The sequence below is a fragment of the Nonomuraea sp. B5E05 genome, from assembly GCF_039880665.1.
Taxonomy (GTDB): Bacteria; Actinomycetota; Actinomycetes; order Streptosporangiales; family Streptosporangiaceae; genus Nonomuraea.
On record NZ_JBDPMJ010000007.1, the window covers coordinates 19,004 to 35,892 of the forward strand.

At 68.8% G+C, this 16,889-nt stretch carries 16 protein-coding genes; 9 read left to right on the forward strand and 7 right to left on the reverse strand.

What is annotated here, in order from left to right; genetic code table 11:
* Positions 1-252 precede the first annotated feature (252 nt).
* From ABGB01_RS14810 to ABGB01_RS14830, 5 genes are all read right to left on the reverse strand, one after another.
* The gene (locus ABGB01_RS14810) at positions 253-2,478 is read right to left on the reverse strand and encodes a heavy metal translocating P-type ATPase (protein ID WP_347773856.1); all 2,226 of its coding nucleotides are present in this window, start codon (positions 2,476-2,478) and stop codon (positions 253-255) included.
* 21 nt (positions 2,479-2,499) lie between these two features.
* Positions 2,500-3,474: a hypothetical protein gene (locus ABGB01_RS14815; protein ID WP_347773857.1), complete on the reverse strand. Its 975-nt coding sequence runs from the start codon at positions 3,472-3,474 to the stop codon at positions 2,500-2,502.
* Positions 3,471-3,683, reverse strand: a complete 213-nt coding sequence (locus ABGB01_RS14820) for a cation transporter (protein ID WP_347617315.1) — start codon at positions 3,681-3,683, stop codon at positions 3,471-3,473. Before ABGB01_RS14820 ends, ABGB01_RS14815 begins: the two co-directional genes overlap by 4 nt.
* Positions 3,684-3,710: 27 nt before the next feature.
* Positions 3,711-3,992 carry a metal-sensitive transcriptional regulator gene (locus ABGB01_RS14825; protein ID WP_347773858.1) on the reverse strand — a complete coding sequence of 94 codons (282 nt, stop codon included), beginning with the start codon at positions 3,990-3,992 and terminating at the stop codon, positions 3,711-3,713.
* A 144-nt stretch (positions 3,993-4,136) separates the two neighbouring features.
* The gene (locus tag ABGB01_RS14830) at positions 4,137-4,346 is read right to left on the reverse strand and encodes a heavy metal-associated domain-containing protein (protein ID WP_347773859.1); all 210 of its coding nucleotides are present in this window, start codon (positions 4,344-4,346) and stop codon (positions 4,137-4,139) included.
* Positions 4,347-4,498: 152 nt separating this feature from the next.
* Here ABGB01_RS14830 and ABGB01_RS14835 point away from each other — a divergent pair, with 152 nt between their 5' ends.
* The gene (locus ABGB01_RS14835) at positions 4,499-5,641 is read left to right on the forward strand and encodes an FAD/NAD(P)-binding oxidoreductase (RefSeq protein ID WP_347773860.1); all 1,143 of its coding nucleotides are present in this window, start codon (positions 4,499-4,501) and stop codon (positions 5,639-5,641) included.
* A 46-nt stretch (positions 5,642-5,687) separates the two neighbouring features.
* Here the strand turns inward: ABGB01_RS14835 and ABGB01_RS14840 are convergent, their stop codons facing one another.
* Entirely contained in the window at positions 5,688-6,461 is a 774-nt protein-coding gene (locus ABGB01_RS14840; RefSeq protein ID WP_347773861.1) for a methyltransferase domain-containing protein, read from the reverse strand.
* Positions 6,462-6,495: 34 nt separating this feature from the next.
* On the opposite strand from ABGB01_RS14840, the gene ABGB01_RS14845 reads away from it, so the two are divergent.
* From ABGB01_RS14845 to ABGB01_RS14855, 3 genes are all read left to right on the forward strand, one after another.
* On the forward strand, positions 6,496-6,900 hold the full coding sequence (locus ABGB01_RS14845; RefSeq protein ID WP_347773862.1) for a MerR family transcriptional regulator: 405 nt from the start codon (positions 6,496-6,498) through the stop codon (positions 6,898-6,900).
* A gap of 132 nt (positions 6,901-7,032) precedes the next feature.
* The gene (locus tag ABGB01_RS14850) at positions 7,033-9,360 is read left to right on the forward strand and encodes a heavy metal translocating P-type ATPase (protein ID WP_347773863.1); all 2,328 of its coding nucleotides are present in this window, start codon (positions 7,033-7,035) and stop codon (positions 9,358-9,360) included.
* A 169-nt stretch (positions 9,361-9,529) separates the two neighbouring features.
* Positions 9,530-10,051: a DUF4396 domain-containing protein gene (locus tag ABGB01_RS14855; RefSeq protein WP_347773864.1), complete on the forward strand. Its 522-nt coding sequence runs from the start codon at positions 9,530-9,532 to the stop codon at positions 10,049-10,051.
* Positions 10,052-10,172: 121 nt separating this feature from the next.
* Here ABGB01_RS14855 and ABGB01_RS14860 read toward each other — a convergent pair whose 3' ends face one another.
* Positions 10,173-10,697, reverse strand: a complete 525-nt coding sequence (locus ABGB01_RS14860) for a carboxymuconolactone decarboxylase family protein (RefSeq protein ID WP_347773865.1) — start codon at positions 10,695-10,697, stop codon at positions 10,173-10,175.
* Between the two features lie 131 nt (positions 10,698-10,828).
* Between ABGB01_RS14860 and ABGB01_RS14865 the strand changes: the two genes are divergently transcribed.
* The 5 genes from ABGB01_RS14865 to ABGB01_RS14885 all read left to right on the forward strand — a co-directional run bounded on the left by ABGB01_RS14865 (position 10,829) and on the right by ABGB01_RS14885 (position 16,885).
* Positions 10,829-11,503: a helix-turn-helix domain-containing protein gene (locus ABGB01_RS14865; RefSeq protein ID WP_347773866.1), complete on the forward strand. Its 675-nt coding sequence runs from the start codon at positions 10,829-10,831 to the stop codon at positions 11,501-11,503.
* Complete coding sequence (locus ABGB01_RS14870; RefSeq protein WP_347773867.1) at positions 11,496-12,368, forward strand: ABC transporter ATP-binding protein; 873 nt, start codon at positions 11,496-11,498, stop codon at positions 12,366-12,368. The genes ABGB01_RS14865 and ABGB01_RS14870 overlap by 8 nt, the downstream gene beginning before the upstream one ends.
* Positions 12,365-13,921 (forward strand): hypothetical protein, encoded by a 1,557-nt coding sequence (locus ABGB01_RS14875; protein ID WP_347773868.1) that lies wholly within the window; start codon positions 12,365-12,367, stop codon positions 13,919-13,921. The genes ABGB01_RS14870 and ABGB01_RS14875 overlap by 4 nt, the downstream gene beginning before the upstream one ends.
* Positions 13,922-14,106: 185 nt before the next feature.
* Positions 14,107-14,589, forward strand: coding sequence for a MarR family winged helix-turn-helix transcriptional regulator (locus ABGB01_RS14880; protein WP_347773869.1), 483 nt, complete (start codon positions 14,107-14,109; stop codon positions 14,587-14,589).
* Positions 14,495-16,885, forward strand: a complete 2,391-nt coding sequence (locus ABGB01_RS14885) for a PEP/pyruvate-binding domain-containing protein (protein WP_347773870.1) — start codon at positions 14,495-14,497, stop codon at positions 16,883-16,885. Before ABGB01_RS14880 ends, ABGB01_RS14885 begins: the two co-directional genes overlap by 95 nt.
* The last annotated feature ends 4 nt before the right edge of the window (positions 16,886-16,889 follow it).

Consider the following 16,889-nt stretch of genomic DNA (forward strand, 5'->3'; position numbering starts at 1 on the left):
TGCGCCGGCGTTGATAGTGGTAGCGGCGGGCGCGGGCCCTGGTGACAGCGTCGCCAGTGTGACCAGCGCAGATAATGCTCGGCGGGGTGGTGGCGTCGATGGAGACGAGTGTGGAGACGACGGACCTCGTTGACGGTGAGCGGGATTATTTTCCGGGACTCGTCCGGGCCTGTGGGGTTCGCGGGCTCCGGCGGTGCTTGTGCAACGAAAGGATGGCTCCACGCCGTTCGACGTGGAGCCACCCCGGCTCCGTCACTTGAAGCGCCGCAGCCGCAGGCTGTTGCTGACCACGAACACGCTGGAGAACGCCATCGCCGCCCCTGCGATCATCGGGTTGAGCAGGCCGAGCGCCGCGAGCGGCAGGGCGGCCACGTTGTAGGCGAAGGCCCAGAACAGATTGCCCTTGATCGTGCTGAGCGTCTTACGGGACAGCCGGATGGCGTCGGCGGCCACCCGCAGGTCGCCCCGTACCAGTGTGAGGTCGCTCGCCTCTATGGCGGCGTCGGTGCCGGTGCCCATGGCCAGCCCCAGGTCGGCCTGGGCGAGCGCGGCGGCATCGTTGACCCCGTCACCGACCATGGCCACGACCTTGCCCTCGGACTGCAGGCGCTTGACCACGTCGACCTTGTCGGCGGGCAGCACCTCGGCGATCACCTCGTCGACGCCGACCTCGGCCGCGACGGTCTTGGCCACGGCCTCGTTGTCGCCGGTCAGCAGCACCGGTGTGAGACCGAGGGCCCGGAGCTGAGCGATGGCCTCCTTGCTGGTCGGCTTGACCGCGTCGGCCACCACGAGCACCGCCCGCGCCTGGCCGTCCCAGCCGACCGCGACCGCGGTGCGGCCACCGGCCTGGGCCTCGTGAAGGTTCCGCTCCAGGTCGGCCGGAAGGTGCTGGGACCATTCCTCCAGCAGCCGGGGGCGGCCGACCAGCACCGCGTGGCCGTCGACGATGCCCTGAACGCCGAGCCCTTCGACGTTGGCGAAATTCTCCGGCGCGGGCAGTTCGCCGACGCGGGCAGCGGCACCCTTGGCGATGGCCTGGGCGATCGGGTGCTCGGAGGCGTATTCCAGCGCACCTGCCAGGCGCAGCACCTCTTCCTCGTCCGTCCCCTCGGCCACGTGGACGGCCGTGAGGGTCATCCTGCCCTCGGTGACCGTGCCGGTCTTGTCCAGCACCACCGTATTGATCTTGCGGGTGGACTCCAGCACCTCCGGCCCCTTGATCAGGATGCCGAGCTGCGCGCCTCGGCCGGTCCCGACCAGCAGCGCTGTCGGAGTGGCCAGGCCGAGGGCGCACGGGCAGGCGATGATCAGCACCGCTACTGCCGCTGTGAAGGCCGCCCCGACCCCGTCGCCGGTGCCGAGCCAGAAGCCCAGCGTGCCGAGGGCGAGTGCGATCACAATCGGCACGAAGACGCCGGAGATGCGGTCGGCCAGCCGCTGCACCTGCGCCTTGCCTGTCTGCGCCTCCTCGACCAGCTTGGCCATCTGGGCCAGTTGGGTGTCGGCGCCGACCCGGGTTGCCCGGACGATGAGCCTGCCGCCCGCGTTCACGGTGGCGCCGGTGACCGCGTCGCCCACGCCGACCTCGACCGGGACGGATTCGCCGGTGAGCATCGAGGCGTCCACGGCCGAGGAGCCTTCCTCGACCACGCCGTCGGTAGCGATCTTCTCGCCCGGCCGGACCACGAACCGGTCGCCCGCCGTGAGCTGCTCGACGGGGACGCGCCGGCCGTCGGCCAACTCCACGTCCTTGGCGCCCAGCTCCAGCAACGCCCGCAGCGCAGCGCCGGCGCGCCGCTTGGAGCGGGCCTCGAAGTAGCGCCCGGCCAGGATGAACGCCGTCACCGCAGCGGCCGTCTCCAGGTAGATGTTGCCGGAGCCGTCGGTGCGCTCGATGGTGAACGTGAACGGGTGCGTCATGCCGGGTGTGCCGGCGGTGCCGAAGAACAGCGCCCACAACGACCAGCCCAGCGCGGCCAGGGTGCCGACCGAGATCAGCGTGTCCATGGTGGCCGCGCCGTGGCGCAGGTTGGTCCAGGCTGCCTTGTGGAAGGGCCAGCCCGCATACGCCACCACTGGAGCGGCCAGCACCAGTGACAACCACTGCCAGTTCGTGAACTGCAGGGGCGGGATCATCGCCATGGCCACCACCGGCACCGACAGCACCACGGAAGTGATGAGGCGGTGGCGCAGCGGCTGGAGTTCGTCCTCCGGCTCCTGCTCGGCCGCCTCAGGCTTGGGCGGGGCGGGCAACTCGGCGGTGTAGCCGGCCTTTTCCACCTCCGCGATGAGCTGCTGCGGGTTGACGTCCTCGGGGAAGGTGACCTTCGCCTTCTCCGTCGCGTAGTTGACCGTCGCGGTGACGCCGTCCATCTTGTTCAGCTTGCGCTCGATGCGGTTGGCGCACGAGGCACAGGTCATGCCGCCGATCGAGAGTTCGACCGCGTTCTGCCGGTCATCGGTGACCTGGGTCATCACCGTTCTCCTTTCTCTCGCTCAGTGGCCGTGGCCGTCGTCGGCGTGGCCGGTCGATGTGGGCGTCGGTGTGGGGGTGGGGATCGCCGGCCGCTCCCCCGCGCCGAGGGTGAAGTCCGCGGTGCGGACCTTGCCCTTGTGCTGGAAGTCTAGGAACAACCGGTAGTCGCCGGTGCTGGGCACTTCGGCGTAGAAGACGATTTCCGGCCCGGCCTTCGTCTTGCCGTCGCCGGGCTCGCCGTCGGGGTGGACGTGCAGGTAGGCGAGGTCCCTGGCGCGCAGGGCCACGAGGTGGCCGTAGGCGCCGAGGTAAGGCTGCAGGTCAGGGACCGGCTTGCCGTCCTTGCTGACCTTGAGGGTGAGCTTGCTCGACTGGCCGGGCGTCAGTTCTCCGTCGAGGGTGACCTCGTATCCGTCGACGCTGGCCGTACGGCTGGCCTGCGGCAGCGCCTTCGGCTCGAAATCGCCGGCGACGAGCAGGTCGGTGCCCAACGTCAGAGCATTGCCGCCGGTGGGGACGAAGTCGGCGAAAGCGCGGTACGCGCCCGCGCCGGGCAGGGTGAGCTTGACCGACCAGACGCCGTCACCTGCTTCGGTGGGGTGGAGATGCTGGAAGGTGCTCAGGTCGCGGGACACCACGATGAAGTGGAGCTTCTTGCCGTGCTCGACCTGGTAGTCGGTGACCGGCTCACCGTCAGGCCGGGTCACGGAGAAGCGGAAGTCGGTCGGCTCATCGGGCTTGATCGTCGCGGTTAGCGGGTTGAGGGTGTAGCCGTTGTCGGACACTTGGAGCCCCCCGGGGGTATCGTCATTCACCTGCTCGGTGGCGTGCTCCCCGTGTCCCGCGCTCGCGCCGGCGGTCGGCGCTGTCATGGCGGCGTGGTCCTCGGCCGGGGGCGTCCCCACCGGCCCCACCACCTTGCCCACGCCCAGGGCTCCGCCGAAAACGACGGCCAGCCCCAGGACGTATGAGCCGAGCTTGACTGCGGTGTTCACTGGTTCGCCACCTCGTAACCGGCCTCTTCAACGGCGGCGATGATCTTCGCTGGGTCAATGGGGCCGTCGCTGTCCACGGTCAGCAGCCCAGTCGCCAAGTCCACCTCGACATTGGCGACCCCGGCCACTTCGGTGACCTCTTCCTTGACCGAACTGACGCAGTGGCCGCAGGTCATGCCCTTGACGGTGTAGGTGGCTGTGGTGCTCATATCGGTCTCTCCTTCACGTCGGTCGGGTCAGGAACGCACAAGTCTGGCGATCGCCTCGGAGGCCTCCTTGACCTTGGCGTCAGCCTCTGGCCCGCCCTTCAAGGTGGCCTCGGCGACGCAGTGGGCCAGGTGCTGTTCGAGCATCGACAGGGAGAACGACTTCAGCGCGCTGGTCGCCGCCGACACCTGAGTCAGGATGTCGATGCAGTATTTGTCGTCTTCGACCATCCGCTGCAGCCCGCGGACCTGCCCCTCGATACGGCGCAGCCGCATGGCATGGTCCTGCTTGCTACCGCTGTATCCGGCCATGTTCACCCCTTTCCTTGTCGGTCACTCGTTAACACCATACCCCCCTATGGTATTCCCCTGGCAAGCTCCGCCGCGTTTCGTACACGGATGCCGACGCCCTGCCGGTATCCCAGCCCGGCGAACAACCCGCAGCGGATATTCCGGTTAGCCGGCGACCACTTCGTAGCCCAGCTCTTCCACGACGTTCCTGATATCGGCGTCGTCGAGGGGCGCGGCCGAAGCCACGGTCACCTGTCCGGTCGCCAGCTCGACCTCGACCGAGGAGACTCCGGCGACCTTGCCGATCTCGGCCTTGACCTTGCCGGCGCACCCGCCACAGGTCATCCCGGACACCCTGTACGTGTTCGTGCTCATCGCCGCTCCCCTCTCTCTATACCCCTGCTGGGTATCTTTCCCGAGAGAAGGTATGCCTGGTTACGCGGCGACGCAAGCTATACGGGCTAGGGGTATCTGAGATATGTGTCACATTGCACTGTCGGTACCCCCTACAGGTATCTTCCTGAGACATGAGGAGACTCAACGAGATCGTTGTTGTCGGTGCTTCGCTGGCAGGACTGCGGGCCGTGCAAGCGCTGCGCCGCGAGGGTTTCGAGGGCGAGATCACGCTGGTCGGCGCCGAGAAACATGCCCCGTACAACCGCCCGCCGCTGTCGAAGAGCGTGCTGCACGGCGACGACGACGTCACGCTCCCAGGATCCGAGGAACTGGACGACCGGTGGCTACGAGGTAGGCATGCCGTACAGCTGGACGCTGCGAGCAGGACCGTCACCCTCGACGACGGGACCGCACTCGCCTACGACGGCCTCGTCATCGCCACCGGCGCCCGACCCCGGCAGTTCGACGGCGTCCACACGCTGCGCACCATCGAGGACGCGCTCGCGCTCCGGGCTGAGCTGGCGTCCGGGCACGAGCACGTCCTTGTCATCGGCGGCGGTTTCATCGGTGGCGAGGTGGCTTCCACGGCACGTCAGCTCGGCCGGAAAGTCACGCTCGTCGATTCCTCCCCGTACCCCATGCACACAGGACTGGGCGAGGAGGCGGCGCGCTGGCTGGCCGCGCACCACGAGCGCCACGGCGTCGACCTCATCACGAACGTCCGTGTCACAGGCGTGGACGGAGGCCAGGCACATCTCAGCGACGGTCGTTCTCTCACCGCGGAGCTTGTCATCGCAGGCATGGGTGTCGTGCCCAACACCGAATGGCTGGACGGCAGCGGCCTCCGCGTGGACGACGGCGTGTTGTGCGAGCCGACACTGTACGCCCTCGGTTCGACGGACATCGTGGCGGCCGGTGACGTGGCCCGCTGGCGGCACGGCCTGTACGACGGGGCGTTCGTACGCGTCGAGCATTGGTCCAACGCGAACGAGCAGGGCGCCGTCGCCGCCCGCAACCTGCTGGCCGGCCCGGACAACGCCCAGCCCTTCGCAGAAACGCCGAACTTTGCCACGCACGTGCACGGCGCCCGCATCCAGACGGCCGGGCTGCCGCACCTGGCCGACGAGGCGAGCATCGTCGCGGGCAGCCCCGGCGAAGACCGCTTCGCCGTCAGCTTCACGCGGAACGGCGTGCCCGTAGGTGCCGTCGCGGTCAACCTCCCCAAGGAGCTGATCAGGCTCAAGCGAGCGATCACGGCACGCCAGACGTCCTGACTACGATCGCCGATAACATGACGCGCAGGCCGTCGCCCTGCCTGACTTACTCCCGGGTTCGTCGTGCCGCGGCCACGAAGATCGGTAGCGCCAGGAACATACGACTCGTCCGTGCTCGCTCCTTCTGCTCGGCCACCCACGCCGCTTCCTGTTCTCGGGTGATTGCTCCGGTGGTGCGGGCGCCTTCCGCGATGCCGGTGAGCATGGGCAACATCGCGGCATCAGTGAAAACGCCCACGTGCGCCTCCACCACGACATCCTGGAAGCCGCCCTCCAGGAACAGGTTGCGGTAGCGACGGGCCGCCCGCGGGTTGGAAGTCATGTCGGCACGTGCGTGCACGATGGTCCGCGTGAGCGCCGGATCGTCGGAGTCGATGATGAAGGTGTCCCAGTCCTGCCCGATGAGCACGATCCGCCCGTCGGGCGCGAGCACCCGCCTCGCCTCCTTCAGCGCCTTGGCGGCGTCGGCAAGTTCATGAAAGACCTTGTCGGCCCGGTATCCGGCGACCTCCCCGTCGTCAAGCGGCAGGTCGAAAGCGTCACCGACCCTGAAGTCGGCTCCCGGCCAGCGTCGTCGGGCCACTGCGATCATTTCTTCGCTGACGTCCACGCCGATGGCTCGCCTCTCCCGCTCCGCGAGTTCGGCGACCGCGCGTCCCGCGCCGCAGCCGACGTCGGCCACCGCCGCACCGTCCGGGAGGTCGAGCAACTCGTACGACCGCGCACGCAACGCGACAGCCTCGGGCATCGCTTCGAAGACATCGAGCATGCGGACAAGTGAATCCAGGTGTTCCGCCGTTTTGGACATGCGAGCCAGCATGCGACTTAATGTCGACATGAAGTCAACCGCGACCATGAGCATCGGCGACGTAGCGCGGCGATTCGGGTTGGCGACTCATGTCCTGCGCCATTGGGAGACGGTGGGCCTGCTCACCCCCGCCAGGGTAGGCGGCGAACGCCGCCGCTACGGGCCTGATGACCTCTACCGCGTGGCCGTCGTCCTCCGCGCGAAGGAAGCCGGATTCCGCCTGGACGAGATTCGCGAGATGATGGCCGCCTCTGACGCGGCAGAACAGCGTGCTGTCCTGCTGCGCCGCAGGGCGGAGCTCGCCCGGCACATCGCCGAAGCACAGGCGTCGCTCGAGCTGATCGACTGCGCACTCGAGTGCGATCACGAGGACTTCAGCAGTTGCGCCCATTTCCAGTCCATGGTGGCTGAACGGATCTCCCTGTCACCCCCACCACACATACGCGGGTGAGCCCGGCCGCCCATGCACTTCTACTACTGGTCGTAGTACTCAACCTGACGGTCGTCAGGGGATGGCCGGGGCGGGTATGGGGACCTCATGAACGCCGGAGGTAGAAAGGATCGCAGTACGGCAGTTCTCGACGTGGGCGGGCTGCAGTGGGCTACGGAGCAGAACGTGGTCCGCGCCGTGCTGAGCCGACGCCCCGGGGTCGTCGAGGTCGAGGTCAATCCGGTCGGCCAGACCGCCACCGTGGTGTTCGATCCCCGCGTCACGTCCATGGCCGAGCTGCGCCGCTGGGTGGAGGAATGCGGCTTCCACTGCGCGGGGCAGTCCGTACCATCGCACGTCTGCGATCCCATGGCAGAGCCCGACCCGTCAGGTGAGCACGCCGACCATCGCGCCGCGCAGGCAGTGCGCGAGCCGCCCCGTGCGGAGCCGGAAACCGGACCGGAATCCCGCGAGATGATGGGGCACGGCGGCATGTCCATGGAGGCCATGGTCGCCGACATGCGCAACCGGTTCCTGGTGGCGGCCGTCTTGTCCGTCCCCATCCTGATCTGGTCGCCGATCGGTCGGGAAGTGTTCGGCCTTGAGGTCCCGGTGCCGTTCGGGCTACGCGAGGACGTGTGGGCGCTGATCCTCAGTCTGCCGGTGATCTTCTACTCCTCGTGGATCTTCTTCGACGGCGCCGTACGAGCCTTGCGCGCACGCACGCTGGACATGATGGTGCTGGTCGCCGTGGCGATCGGCGCAGGCTGGCTGTATTCGCTCTACATCACGCTGACCGGTGGCGGCGAGGTGTTCTACGAGGCGGCCACCGTGCTGGCGGCGTTCGTGCTGCTGGGGCACTGGTTCGAGATGCGGGCCAGGGGCGGCGCCAACGACGCGATCCGAGCGCTGCTCGACCTGGCACCGCCCAAGGCGGTGGTGATCCGCGACGGCGAACAGGTGGAGATCCCCACGGCCGAGGTCGTGGTCGGTGATGTGCTGCTGGTTCGCCCCGGCTCGAAGATCGCCGTCGACGGTGAGGTCATCGAGGGCGTGAGCGAAGTCGACGAGTCGATGGTCACCGGCGAGAGCCTGCCGGTGCACAAGGCCCCGGGCTCCGAGATCGTCGGCGCGACCATCAACAAGAACGGCACGCTTCGGGTGCGCGCCACCAAGGTCGGCGCCGACACCGCGCTGGCCCAGATCGTCAAGCTCGTCCAGCAGGCCCAGAACTCCAAAGCTCCGGGACAACGTCTGGCCGATCGGGCCGCGTTCTGGCTGGTCTTCGTCGCGCTCATCGGCGGCGCGCTCACGCTGGCGGCCTGGCTGCTCGCCGGGGCGACTGCCGCTACGGCGATGTTGTTCGCCATCACCGTCGTCGTGATCACCTGCCCGGACGCGCTCGGACTGGCCACACCCACTGCGATCATGGTCGGCACGGGTCTGGGCGCCAAACGTGGCGTGCTGTTCAAGAACGCCATGGCACTGGAGACCTCGGCCCGCATCCACGCCGTCGTCATGGACAAGACAGGCACGCTGACCAAGGGCGAGCCAGAGGTCACGGACGTGATCGTCGAGGGGATGGCGGAATCCGAACTGCTGCGGCTGGTCGCCGCTGTGGAGCGCGAGTCCGAGCACCCCCTGGCCGAGGCCGTGGTCCGGTATGCCGACACACATGCCCCGGGCGGCGGGCAGGCGCGCGATTTCGAGAACGTCCCCGGCCACGGCGCCAAGGCCGAGGTGGACGGGCATCGGGTCGTGGTGGGCAACACCAAGTTGATGCTGGCCGAGGGCCTGGATCTGGGCCGGCTGGCCGCTCGACGCGAGGCGCTGGCCTCGGACGGGCGTACCGCGGTGATCGCCGCCGTCGACGGGCGCGCGGCCGGGCTGATCGGCATCGCCGATGCGCCCCGCGACACGTCGGCTGCCGCGGTGGCCGCACTTCACGAGGCCGGAGTCGAGGTCATCATGCTGACCGGCGACCATGAAGCCACCGCCCGGCGCATCGCCGATCACCTGGGCATCGACACGGTCATCGCCGAGGTGCTACCCGGCGACAAAGCGGCGAAGATCGCGGAACTGCAGCATGGCGGGCGTAAGATCGCGATGGTCGGCGACGGTGTCAACGACGCCCCGGCACTCGCCCAAGCCGACGTGGGCATCGCCATCGGCGCCGGAACGGATGTCGCCATCGAGACCGCCGACGTGGTGCTCATGCGCTCGGACCCGCTCGACGTACCCACCGCCCTGACCATCGGTCGCGGGACGCTGCGCAAGATGCGCCAGAATCTCGGCTGGGCGATCGGCTACAACGCGATCGCGCTGCCGATCGCGGCCGGCGTCTTCGAGCCCGCCTTCGGCCTGGTTCTGCGGCCCGAGATCGCCGCCCTCTCGATGTCCGGATCGAGCTTCATCGTCGCTGTCAACGCACTCACCCTCAAGGGCCTTCGCCTGCCACGCCCTGTCGCCTCGGAAGATTGACCCGCCTCGCCCGGTTGTCATCGGTTACTCACCCTCACCACCTCGTGATGCCGGCTCTGGTCGGCCCTCAAGAGGCGCGGGCGGAAGACACCGGGCTCGTCACACCCTCGGGCTTCCTTCATACCCCCTACCCGTATAGCGTAGGACTTCAGGACTGAGGAGGATCATCTTGGACCACAGCCGTCACCATCACGCGAGCCCAGAACCAACCGAGTCCAGCGAGTACGAGCACGCCGCCACGCCGCCCTCAGCCACATGGGGCATGGCCGCCCAGGCGACGCTGCACTGCCTGATCGGCTGCGCCATCGGCGAAGTGCTGGGCATGGTCATCGGCACCGCCACCGGCATGTCCAACATGGCCACAGTGGTGCTCGCGGTGGCGTTGGCCTTCGTCTTCGGCTACGCGCTGACCATGCGCGGGGTGCTCCGTACCGGAGTGGACCTCCGCACCGCGTTGAAGGTCGCACTGGCCGCGGACACCATCTCCATCGCGGTCATGGAGATCGTGGACAACGCGGTCATGCTGACCGTGCCCGGCGCCATGGACGCCGGCTTGACCAGTTGGCTGTTCTGGGTGGCGCTGGCTGGAGCCTTCGTGGTGGCCTTCGTGGTGACCACACCGGTGAACAAGTGGCTGATCTCCCGGGGCAAGGGTCATGCGGTAATGCACCAGTACCACCACGGCCACTGAGTCTTCTCTCAGCCCTGTGGTCTCGCAGATGTCGGCGCAGTCGAGGTCGGGGCTGAGCAGCAGTGCCCCCGGCTCCGGCAGGGAGCCGTGGGCACTGCTACGCGTTCCGTTGCGGATACACCTATGAGATCTCCTGAGGCTCAAGGCCTATGAGGAGATTGAAGGCACCGGTCAACAGGTTCAGCGAGACCAGGCCGACGATCTCGGCTATCACCCGGTCGTTCCATCCAAGGGCCCGCAACTCCGCCATGTCCTCGTCAGTGATGGACGAGGGTTCAGCCAGCACACGAACGGCCAGGGCGATCAAGGCGGCCTCGCGCGCGTCGGTGGACGTGCCCTGCCGCGCCATCGCGATGTCGGCTTCGCTCAAGCCTGCCGCCTGCGCTGCTTCAGTGTGCGCCGACAGGCACATCGCGCAACCGATCCACTCCTGCACGGCCAGGGATATCTTCTCGCTCAGTGGGCGCGGGATCTTCACCCGCTTCATCGCTCGGGAGAAGTCCAAATAGCCCTGGAGCAGGGCGGGCGAGTGGGCCATCGTGGCCACCATGTCACCCACTTCACCATGCCGGGCGACGATGTCGCTCAGTAGTTCGCGGGACTTCCCAGGCGCGTCGGCCGGATCGAGTGCTTGAAGACGTCTCATGAATCCTCCTCGTTCGCAATGAGCAGTATACCCATAGGGGGTATCCACCGATGCAGGCGGCAAGGGCTGCCGGCAGCATGAGCCGGGCAATATGTTGATACCGTGAACAATATTGAGATATTGTCTGCGGTATGTCGATACCGTCGAGTGCCGGGGATCGTCCGCCGGAAGATCTGACCGCGCGTGCCCGCATCCGCGACGCCGCGCTGGCCCAGTTCGCCGCCCGGGGCGTCAAGGCCGCCACGCTGAAGAACATCGCCGACGCCGCGGGCGTCTCCGTCGGCCTGGTGCAGCACCATTTCGGCTCCAAGGACGGGCTCCGGGAGGCCTGCGACCAGCATGTCCGCGACGTCATCCTGGGTGCCGCCGACCAGGTCCAGGAGGGGGCCGACGTCAACCCCGAGTTCCTGCGGGGGATGTACGAGGCGAGCGAACTCAGCATCCGCTATCTCGCGCGGGCCCTGGTCGAGGGCTCGCCGGTGGCGGCTGCGTTGTTCGACGAAGGCGCCGAGGCCGCGGAGCGGTTCTTCACGGCTACCTGGCCCGATGAGTTCACTCCCGGCGAAGCGAAGGTTCGCGAACGCGCCGTCGTGATGGCGGCGATGCATCTGAGCACGATCGTGCTGCACGAGCATGTGTCCCGGCGGCTCGGCATCGACGTGTTGCAGCGCGCGAACTCCAGCCTGATCGGCATCGCCCTGGCCGATGTCTACGCGCACATGGGTGAGTGGTTCACCGCGGAGCAGGGAAGCCGGCTCCGTCAGGCCGTCACCGACTTTCACATGAAGGAGCACCCCGATGCCTGATGCGATCGAGGTCCGTCGACTGGTCAAGAACTTCGGCCGGGTCCGCGCCCTGGACGGCCTGGACATGACCGTGCGGGAAGGAGAGGTGCACGGGTTCCTCGGCCCCAACGGCGCCGGCAAGTCCACGACCCTGCGCATCCTGCTCGGCCTGCTGCGCAAGGACGCCGGCGAGGTCCGGCTGCTGGGCGGGGATCCCTGGGCCGAGGCCGTCGAGTTGCACCGGCGGCTCGCGTACGTCCCCGGCGACGTCACCCTGTGGCCGAGCCTGTCCGGTGGCGAGGTGATCGACCTGCTCGGCCGCCTGCGCGGCGGCACCGACGCCAAGCGGCGCGACGAGCTGGTCGAGCGCTTCGCCCTGGATCCGCGCAAGAAGGCACGGACCTATTCCAAGGGCAACCGGCAGAAGGTCGCGCTGATCGCCGCACTCGCATCCGAGGTCGAGTTACTGCTGCTGGACGAGCCGACCTCCGGTCTCGACCCGCTGATGGAGGCGGTCTTCCGCGAGGTCATCACCGAGGAGCGGCGCGCCGGCCGTACGGTCCTGCTCTCCAGCCACATCCTCGCCGAGGTCGAGGCGCTCTGCGACCGGGTGAGCATCATCCGGGACGGCCGGATCGTGGAGGCCGGCACGCTCGCGCAGTTGCGCCATCTCACGCGCATCTCGGTCACGGCGGAGCTGGACACGGTGCCGGAGGGCGGCCTGCCCCATGTTCACGACCTCCGCCTGGACGGTGGCCGCGTGCGGTTCCAGGCCGACACCGACCACATCGGCGAGGTGCTGGCCCGGCTGGCGCAGTACGGCGTGCGCGACATCTCCGCCCAGCCCCCCACCCTCGAAGAGTTGTTCATGAGGCACTACCGATGAACACGCAGGCACTGATCAGGCTGATCCTGCGCCGCGACCGCGTCTGGCAGCCGCTGTGGCTCCTGCTGGTCGCGCTCTTCGTCACCACCACGGTGGCCACCATCCGCCAGTTGCTCCCGACTCCCGAAGCGCGCCTGCACTACGTCAACGAGATCGCGGCCAACCCCGTGATCCTTCTGATGCAGGGGCCGGCGTACGGCGACAGCCTGGGCGCGGCCGCCGCCCAGCAGCGGGGCGCCGCCACCATGATCTTCGCTGCCCTGGCCAGTGTCATCCTGCTGGTCAAGCACACCCGCTCCGACGAGGAGCAGGGGCGACGTGAGCTGGTCGGCTCGGCCGCCGTGGGGCGGCACGCGCCGCTGACCGCCGCTCTCGCCGTCGTGCTGGGCGCGAACCTGGTGCTGGCCGTGCTGATCACCGTGGTCGGCGTGGGCGCCGGGCTTCCCCTGGCCGGGTCCCTCGCCTGGGGGCTGATGGCCGCGTCGGGTGGCTGGACCGGGGCCGCGCTGGCCGCGGTGGCCGTGCAGGTGACTCAGAGCGCTCGGGTGGCCGGAACCACGGCCTTCACCGTGTTCTTCGGGGCGTACCTGGTCCGCGGCGTCAGCGACGTGGGCGGCCCGGGCATGGAATGGCTGGGCTGGCTCATGCCGAGCGGCTGGATCCTGCGCGCCCGCGCTTTCGGAGGCGAGCAGTGGTGGGTGTTCCTGCTGGTCGCGGCGTTCGTCGCGGCCTTGGTCGGGGTGGCCTACGCGCTGTCGGCCCGCCGGGACATCGCCGCCGGCCTCGTGCCGCCGCGGCTCGGTCCTGCTCATGCGCCGAACGGCCTGCGCGGGCCGCTCGGGCTGGCGTGGCGGATGCACCGGGGCATGGCACTGGCGTGGATCGCGGGTGCCGGTTTCATCGGTGCGGCGGTCGGACTGGGCGGGCAGACCGCCATCGAGACGTTCGGCCAGAGCGGCGCGCTGGACTTCTGGGCCGAGCGGACGGGAACCGATGATCCCACGGAGATCTTCTTCCGCCTCGTCGTGTACAAGCTGGCGATGTACTCCGTCTCCCTGTACGCGATCATGTCGGTGCTCCGCCTGCGCGGCGAGGAGGCCACCGAACTCTTTCTGTCCCATCCCGTCAGCCGGACGCGCTGGGTGGTCAGCCATCTCGTGTTCGCGGTGGCGGTGCCTGTCGCCGTTCTGGTGCTCGCCGGCCTCGCGCTGGGCCTCGGCGACGGGGACTTCGCCGGTGGCCTGGCCATCACCACGACCCTCCTGCCCGGCGTCTGGGCGATGGCCGGGATCGCCGTGGCGGCGTTCGGGCTGTTCCGGCGGGCCGGGGCGGTCGTGGGGTGGACGGCCCTCCTGCTGGCCATCGCTGTGGAGGTCGGCTGGGAGGTCGGGCTGGTGAGCGACTCGTTCTTCATGGTCTCCCCGTTCGCGCACGTCCATTACTCCACGCTGGCCAGCCCCGGCCCGGGCACGCTGATCGGGCTCACGCTCGTGGCCGCCGGCTTCACTGCGGCAGGCCTGTACGGGCTCCGCCGCCGCGATCTGGCTCTGTGACTCCAGCCGGCCGCGCGCCGCGAACCGGGGACGCCCCGCTGCGTGCGGCCGGCGAGGAGGAGGGACACCGCTCCAGCCGGAGGGTGGACGGGCGGCCGCGCCCGCGCTATTTTGTATGCTAGTTAGCATCTAATGCGGGAAAGCATATGAATAGGCGTGACCACATAGAGCAACTGCTCGCCTCGATGCAGCGCGACCTGCTGCCCTCGCTGTTGCACGTCCATGAAGACGACGACCTGCGGCTGATCGACAACGTCATGCTGCAGGTGCTCGACCGTGGCGAGGAGCCCACGGTCAAGGAACTGGCCGCCTTGATCGGCCGTTCCGACTCGCGGACCAGCCGGATCGTCGACGGGCTGGTGCGGCGCGGACTCGTGGAGCGGTATGAGGACGAGCGGGATCGCCGCGCCCGCAGGATCCGGGTGAGTGAGCAGGGCACCGCGTTGCTGCAACGGATTCGCCGGCTCAGGGTCGATGCGCAGATGCGGCTCTGGGAGCACTTCACCGAGCAGGAGCAACAGATCATGCTCCAGGCGCTGGAGCTTTTCGCCAAGGCTGCGAGGAGGGTACGGGATGAAGCTGATCCAGCTGTCTCAGATCGACGCTTCGATGATCGACCTGGTGGGCGGCAAGGCCGCAGGGCTGGGGGAGATGATCAAGGCCGGTGAGCGGGTCCCTGACGGCTTCTGCGTGACCGTCGAAGCCTATGTCACAGGAGACGTCCCAGAGGCGGAGTTGGTCGACGCCTACGAGCGACTCGGCGGCGGCAAGGTGGCGGTGCGCTCAAGTGCCACCGCCGAGGACCTCCCTCAAGCCAGTTTCGCCGGGCAGCAGGACACCTACCTCAACGTCGAGGGCGGACAAGCGCTGATCGACGCTGTCCGCCGCTGCTGGGACTCCCTGCACACCGAGCGCGCCGTGGCCTACCGGGCCAACGCCGGCATCGAGGACGCGGCGATGGCCGTCGTGGTGCAGCGGATGGTCGACCCTGAACGGGCCGGTGTGCTGTTCACGGCCAACCCGATCACCGGGCGGCGCAATCAGATGGTCGTCGACGCCGCGGAAGGACTCGGCACCGCGATCGTCGACGGCGCCGTGGTGCCCGACCACCACGAGTTCGACGACGATGCCGCCCAGGACGGCTGGCTGGAGGACCTGCGTACGGCAGGACTGCGGCTGCGGGAGCACTTCGGGTCGCCGCAGGACATCGAGTGGGCCGTCGATCGGGACGGCGCGTTGTGGTTACTGCAGTCCCGCCCGATCACGACGCTGTTCCCGGCGCCACCTGCGACCGGCGAAACCCGGCTCTACCTGGAATTCGGTCACATCCAGGGCATGCTGCGGCCGATGACCCCGATGGGGGTGTCGATGCTCAAGGCCGGCGCCGCCCCGTGGTTCGAAGCTGCCGGCGTGAAGCTCGATCAACGTGATCCGTTGCCCCGGATGGTTCCGATCGGTGGCAGGCTCTATTTCGACCTGACCGACTTCCTGCGCAACAAGGCGATCCGCAAGCGGCTGGGAGCTTCACTGGAGGTGTACGGTCCGCGCGTGCAGGGCGCCGTGCAGCGGATGATGCACGATCCGCGCTTCGCCCCGCGGCCCGGCCTGCCGTTCAATATGCGCACGGTCATCAAGGCGACGGCGCTCATCACGCCCCGGGCCGTCGCCGGGCTCGTCTCCGCCCTGGCCCGGCCGGAGGCCGCACGGGCCAGAGCCCATCGTGGCGTCGAGAGGATCAGGCGGCTGACCGTCCCGCCCGGGAAGAACACGACCGCCGCCGAGCGGCTGCGCTGGGCGGCGGAGGACTCGCACAAGGCGGTCATGACCCTGGACATGCAGGGGATCATGTGGCCGCTGGTCGCCGGCATCATGGCGGGCACCGCTCCGGCCGCCCTGCTCGAGGGCGTGGCCACAGAGGAGGAGCTGGACACCGTCCTCGGCGGCATGCCGTACAACGTGACCACGGAGATGGACCTGGCCCTGTGGGACCTCGCGGTGAAGGCGCGCGAGCACCGCGGCCTGTTCGGGGAAACCCCCTCGGATGAGCTCGCCGCCCGCTACCGAGAAGGCGACCTGCCCGACATCGGCATGGCTGCGTTTCTGGAGAAGTACGGCATGCGCGCCGCCGCCGAGATCGACGTCGGTACGCCACGGTGGGCGGAGGACCCGGCCCCGCTGTTCTCCACGATCGCCAACTACCTGCGCGTGGACGACCCCGACCAGGCACCGGACCGGCGCTTCGAGCAGGCAGCGGCGAGAGCCGAGCGGATGCTCACCACGCTGGCGCGGCGCGCCCGACGCAGGCGGCCGATCCGCGGCAGGATCGCGACATTTCTCATGCGCAGGTCGCGCGAGCTCACCGGCCTGCGCGAGATCGGCAAGTTCGCCTGGCTGATCCCGCTGCGGGCGGCGCGGGAGCAACTGCTGCTCGTCGGCGAGGAGTTGTTCGAGCGACCGGACGACATCATGTTCCTCGACCTGGTCGAGGCACGCCAGGCCGTTCGGGGTGCGGATCTCCGTCCCGTGATCGCGGCGCGGCGGGCCGAGTACGAGCGTGAGCTGCGACGGCCCACCGTACCTGGAGCCCTGCTGTCGGACGGCACCGACGTGGAGGCGCTCGCGCCGCAAGGCCCCGTGGAGGACGGAGTGCTCACCGGCATGGCCGGGGCGGCGGGTCGGGCGACCGGAAGGGCGCGGGTGATCCGCGACCCGGCCGACGCGCACATCGAGCCCGGCGAGATCCTCGTCGCGCCCACCACCGACCCCGGCTGGACGCCGCTCTTCCTGACCACGGCGGGCCTGGTCACCGAGACCGGCTCCCCGGTCGCGCACGGCCCGACCGTCGCCAGGGAATACGGCATCCCGGCCGTCATCTGCGTGCGCAACGCCACCCACGAGATCAGAACCGGGCAGCTCATCACCATCGACGGCGCAGCGGGGACCGTGCGGATAGAGGAGGGATGAACCG